The following is a 5,341-nucleotide window of genomic DNA, read 5'->3' as shown; positions in this document are numbered from 1 at the left end:
GTCCCCGCCCCTTGCCCGACATCGTTTCCCTCCCCGTGCGGCACTTCCGCGGGCGCGAGGCTAGCCGGTCTCCATGAACAGCCTGTGCGGACCCGCGACCCACGACAGCCGCAGCCCCACACAGACCGAACCGACCCCCTCCACCGACCGCGAGAACCCGACGACCGGCGCACGTATGTCACTGGTCTGTCCCTGGTCGCCGCCGTCGGATCCCCTGTCTCCACCACTCGCGGGCACCCCGTCGCAGCTCCCCCGGAAACCCGGTCCGACACCGAACACCCGCCGGACTTCGGCTGGATCCGTCCTGAGGTGGGCTGGGGGCTGCCGGGTCCACCGGTGTAGCTTGGGTGGGAGCCAGACGTCGCTGCTGATGGCGGTCGGGCGGTCCCACCGCGGACCGACCGAGGGAGAGAGGGCCTCCGACGGACTGCGCTGCGCGTACGCGGGTATTCCTGTGCCCTCCTTCGGGCACCCCTGTGTCCGTCGCCGCGCAGACCAGCCGTGTCCACCAGGCCCCAACCCCGAGGAGCTCCTCGTAATGACGACTGTCGACAACCGACAGGACTTCAAGGTCGCCGATCTCTCCCTGGCCGAGTTCGGCCGCAAGGAGATCACCCTCGCCGAGCACGAGATGCCCGGCCTGATGTCGATCCGCCGTGAGTTCGCCGCCAGCCAGCCGCTGGCCGGCGCCCGCATCATGGGCTCGCTGCACATGACCGTGCAGACCGCCGTCCTGATCGAGACCCTGGTCGCCCTGGGCGCCGAGGTCCGCTGGGTGTCCTGCAACATCTTCTCCACCCAGGACCACGCGGCCGCCGCCATCGCCGTCGGCCCGAACGGCACGCCCGAGAACCCCCAGGGCATCCCGGTCTTCGCCTGGAAGGGCGAGACCCTGGAGGAGTACTGGTGGTGCACGGAGCAGGCGCTGACCTGGCCGAACACCCCCACCGGTGGCCCGAACATGATCCTGGACGACGGCGGCGACGCCACCATGCTCGTCCACAAGGGCGTCGAGTACGAGAAGGACGGCAAGGTCCCCTCCCTCGACACCGCCGAGTCCGACGAGCACCGCGTCGTCCTCCAGGTCCTCCAGCGCACCATCACCGACGGCTCGCAGAAGTGGACCCAGCTCGCCTCGGAGATCCGCGGCGTGACCGAGGAGACCACGACCGGCGTGCACCGTCTCTACGAGATGCACCGCGACGGCACCCTCCTGTTCCCGGCGATCAACGTGAACGACGCCGTCACCAAGTCGAAGTTCGACAACAAGTACGGCTGCCGCCACTCCCTGATCGACGGCATCAACCGCGCCACCGACGTCCTCATCGGCGGCAAGACCGCGGTCGTCCTCGGCTACGGCGACGTGGGCAAGGGCTGCGCGGAGTCCCTGCGCGGACAGGGCGCCCGCGTGATCGTCACCGAGATCGACCCGATCTGCGCTCTGCAGGCGGCGATGGACGGCTACCAGGTCACGACGCTGGACGAGGTCGTCGACAAGGGCGACATCTTCATCACCACGACCGGCAACAAGGACATCATCATGGCCGCGGACATGGCCAAGATGAAGCACCAGGCGATCGTCGGCAACATCGGTCACTTCGACAACGAGATCGACATGGCCGGCCTGGCGAAGATCCCGGGCATCGTCAAGGACGAGGTCAAGCCCCAGGTCCACACCTGGAAGTTCCCCGACGGCAAGGTCCTCATCGTGCTTTCCGAGGGCCGCCTGCTGAACCTGGGCAACGCCACCGGCCACCCCTCGTTCGTGATGTCCAACTCCTTCGCGGACCAGACCCTGGCCCAGATCGAGCTGTTCACCAAGCCCGAGGAGTACCCGACCGACGTCTACGTGCTGCCCAAGCACCTCGACGAGAAGGTCGCCCGCCTCCACCTGGACGCGCTCGGCGTGAAGCTGACCACGCTCCGCCCCGAGCAGGCGTCGTACATCGGCGTCGAGGTCGAGGGCCCGTACAAGTCGGACCACTACCGCTACTGATCCGGCGACCCCGCCCGCTGCGACCGCGTCCGTGCACTGACGCGGCCACAGCGGCAGGTACTCACCAGCAGATCCTCCGAGGCAGGCCCCCGCACCCCCGTGCCGGGGGCCTGCCCCTTTGGCTCCCTTGGCCGGACCGGCCCGTCAAGACCCAGGACCCCGATGCCCCGCGGCCGTTATTCGCTCCACGATCCGCACGATCACACCCCCCTCGCTGCAGAACACTTCCAGTGCGCCCCCGGTCCCTCCGGCTGGCGTTATGTCTCCCAACTCACCACCCCCTCAGGCGATCACAACGGCTCCGTCGACCTCACGCTCGACGAACTCGGCCGCCCCATCCGCCTCGAACTCCACGCGGCGAGCTGGCAGGTGCGCGGCGCCGCTCTCGACGGCGTCACCTGGGTCCGCACCGACCCCACCGGCACCGATGCCACCGAAGGCAATGTCCGCGCCCACGCCTTCACCGGCACCTCCCCCGCGTTCCTCATCGCCACCACCCGTCTCCTGCGCCTCACCCCCTCATCCGCCGCGACCCGCGTCCGCCTGGTCAGCCTCACGGAACCGGTCCTCGCCCCCCGCACCGTGGACCAGTCCTGGGCCTTGCTGAAAAGAGAAACACACGGCACTGACAACGGCCCCCTGACCGTGGACGAATACCAGGTCACAGCCCTGGACACGGGCGAACAGCACGCCGTACACATCGCCGGCGACGTGGTGCTCGCAGCACCCGGCATCGAGCTGGAGGAGTTGGAGTCGCCGCCGTCCGTCTTCGGCTGAACGACGGTTGTCGAGGGCGCGTTCGGGAGACTCAGGCGGGCGGTGCGAACCCGGTGGAGGGCCGAGGGGCGGCGGCAGGCGTGCTCTGCGGAGCCGAGGGCTGGGCACCGGGCACGACCGGATCGACTCCCGCGCCACCTGCGCCGGGAACAGGGGGAGCGGCAGCGGCCGGCCAAGAAGCAGGAGCAGCCGCCGGAACGGCACCAAAAGGCTGTTGTGGAGCCGACGACGGTTGAAGCGCCGAATTGCCGAACGCCCCCGGCACACCCGCTCTCGGCCCAGGCCCGAACGCGCCGGCCGGTACGCCCCCCACCGCGCCGTTTCCGAAAGCCCGCCGCACATCCCGCGCCTGCCGCTCCTGCACCACCGCCGCCAGATACGCGGCCGGCGGAACACCCTGCGGCGCCGGCGTGCCCGTACGAGCCACGAGGTCCGCGGCAAGCCGCTGGGCCATGGCCCAGCCGACCTGCGGATCCAACTGCTGCATCCGCGTCAGGTACTGCCGGATGGCCAGCCACAGCCCGTCGGGAACGGCCGACAGATCAAGCTCCGCGAACCGCCCCGTCAGCCACGGCGGCGGCGGAGGCACAAAGGCCGTCGGCCCGGCGGACACCCTTTCCCGTACGACCAGAGTGCCCGCGAACACATCCCCGAGCCGCCGCCCGCGTGCCGAGACGAGCGAGGCGATACAGGCGACGACCCCGAAGGTCATCAGGATCTCGATCACGCCGATCGCACCCCGCACCAGCGCGTGCCGGAACCGGATCGGTCCACCGTCGTCCCGCACCACGCGCAGTCCGAACGCCAGCTTCCCGAGCGAACGCCCGTGACTCAACGTCTCCACCGCTATGGGCCCGCCCACCAGCAGCAGCACAAAGGCCGCGATCGACACCGCGACCTGCGCCGCGACGTCCAATGACGCCGTGGAGAGCATCAGCACCACGGTCACACCGGTGTAGGCGGCTATGGCCACGATCAGATCGAGCAACACCGCCAGCGCCCTGCTGGGCAGCCTCGCGGGGCGCAACTCCAGCGCCACCGCCTCGCCCGTCACCAGCTCACTCACGCCTGCCGCCCTTCCCCTGCCCTGCCCCTGGAACAGCCAGTCTGCCAAGCTGAGGGCACATCGCGCCCCAGTACGACAAGCTGATCCCCGACCAGCAGTCGACGAGCAGCCGAGGAGCAGGCAACCAGATGGACCTCGACGTCTTCGTCTCGGCCCACCGAGCCGAGTGGGACCGCCTCGACGCGCTGCTCCGCCGCCGGCGTCGCCTCAACGGTGCCGAGGCCGACGAACTCGTCGCGCTGTATCAGCGCACGGCCACTCATCTCTCCCTGATCCAGTCCAGTGCCCCGGACCCCCAGCTCACCGGTCGGCTCAGCCAACTCGTGGCACGCGCGCGTAGTGCCGTGACAGGAACCCGTCGTGCCTCCTGGCGCGATGTCACACACTTCCTGGGGCACAGTTTTCCGGCCGCGGTGTACAGAGCACGCCACTGGTGGGTCCCCACCGCACTGCTGTCGACCGTCGTCGCGATCCTTCTGGGCTGGTGGATAGGTACCCACCCCGAAGTGCAGTCCTCCATCGCGGCCCCGAGCCAACTGCGCGACCTCACCCGCCCCGGTGGCGAGTACGAGACCTACTACTCGAGCCACCCGGCGGCGGCCTTCGCTGCGCAGGTCTGGACGAACAACGCCCAGGCCGCCGCGATGTGCCTGGTCCTGGGCGTCTTCCTGGGCCTGCCGGTCCTCTGGATCCTCTTCGAGAACATGCTCAACCTGGGCGTCGGCATCGGGCTGATGTCGTCTGCGGGCCGCCTCGACACGTTCCTGGGCCTGGTCCTCCCGCACGGCCTGCTCGAACTCACGGCGGTCTTCGTCGCCGCCGGCACGGGGATGCGCCTCGGCTGGACCGTCATCGACCCCGGCCCACGCTCGCGCCGCACGGCCCTGGCCGAGGAAGGCCGAGCAGCCGTGGGCATGGCGATCGGCCTCGCCCTGGTCCTGTTCGTCTCCGGCGCCATCGAAGGCTTCGTCACCCCGTCGGGCCTCCCCACCTGGGCCCGCATCGGCATCGGCATCGTTGCCGAAGGGGCCTTCCTGACGTACGTCTATGTCCTGGGCGGTCGTGCCGTACGCGCCGGTGAGACGGGCGACGTCGAGGCGGCCGAACGCAGCTCGTCCGTCCCGACAGCCGCCTGATGTGCGGGCACTCCTGCTGAGCTGCTAGTCTCCTCTTCGCCCCACAGGAGCCGTTGACACGGACCGGTCGGGGAGGTAGATTCGAACAGTTGCCTAGAACTGGATCTGGTCCGGTCGGCGACAGTGAGTGTCTGTCTGCTTCTAGAAATATCGATTTCAAAGAAGCCACACTCCCGATGAATCGGAAAAGAGCGGCCGGTCAGTCCGGCCCGGAACTTCTGATAAAGTCGGAACCGCCGGAAAGGGAAACGCGGAAGCGGAAACCTGGAAAGCACCGAGGAAATCGGAACCGGAAACGGTCTGATAGAGTCGGAAACGCAAGACCGAAGGGAAGCCCGGAGAAAAGCCCGAGAGGGTGAGTACAAA

Annotated in this window: 5 protein-coding genes; 3 read left to right on the top strand and 2 right to left on the bottom strand. The window is 68.8% G+C overall.

Going from position 1 to position 5,341, the window contains the following annotated elements; translation table 11 throughout:
- Window positions 1-538: 538 nt before the first annotated feature.
- The gene (ahcY, locus tag JHN63_RS47120; RefSeq protein ID WP_200691290.1) at window positions 539-1,996 is read left to right on the top strand and encodes an adenosylhomocysteinase; all 1,458 of its coding nucleotides are present in this window, start codon (window positions 539-541) and stop codon (window positions 1,994-1,996) included.
- 162 nt (window positions 1,997-2,158) lie between these two features.
- Complete coding sequence (locus tag JHN63_RS47115; RefSeq protein ID WP_200691289.1) at window positions 2,159-2,773, top strand: hypothetical protein; 615 nt, start codon at window positions 2,159-2,161, stop codon at window positions 2,771-2,773.
- A gap of 31 nt (window positions 2,774-2,804) precedes the next feature.
- On the opposite strand, the gene JHN63_RS47110 is transcribed toward JHN63_RS47115, so the two are convergent.
- Window positions 2,805-3,839, bottom strand: coding sequence for an RDD family protein (locus JHN63_RS47110; RefSeq protein WP_200691288.1), 1,035 nt, complete (start codon window positions 3,837-3,839; stop codon window positions 2,805-2,807).
- A 128-nt stretch (window positions 3,840-3,967) separates the two neighbouring features.
- Here JHN63_RS47110 and JHN63_RS47105 point away from each other — a divergent pair, with 128 nt between their 5' ends.
- On the top strand, window positions 3,968-4,975 hold the full coding sequence (locus JHN63_RS47105) for a stage II sporulation protein M (protein ID WP_200691287.1): 1,008 nt from the start codon (window positions 3,968-3,970) through the stop codon (window positions 4,973-4,975).
- 156 nt (window positions 4,976-5,131) lie between these two features.
- Here JHN63_RS47105 and JHN63_RS53535 read toward each other — a convergent pair.
- A partial coding sequence (locus JHN63_RS53535) for a hypothetical protein (RefSeq protein WP_234478766.1) occupies window positions 5,132-5,341 on the bottom strand: 210 nt, incomplete at its 5' end.

Source organism: Streptomyces sp. MBT65 (assembly GCF_016612545.1).
GTDB lineage: Bacteria > Actinomycetota > Actinomycetes > Streptomycetales > Streptomycetaceae > Streptomyces.
Note: the sequence above shows the minus strand (reverse complement) of the source record. Positions and strands in the feature narration are given on the sequence as shown.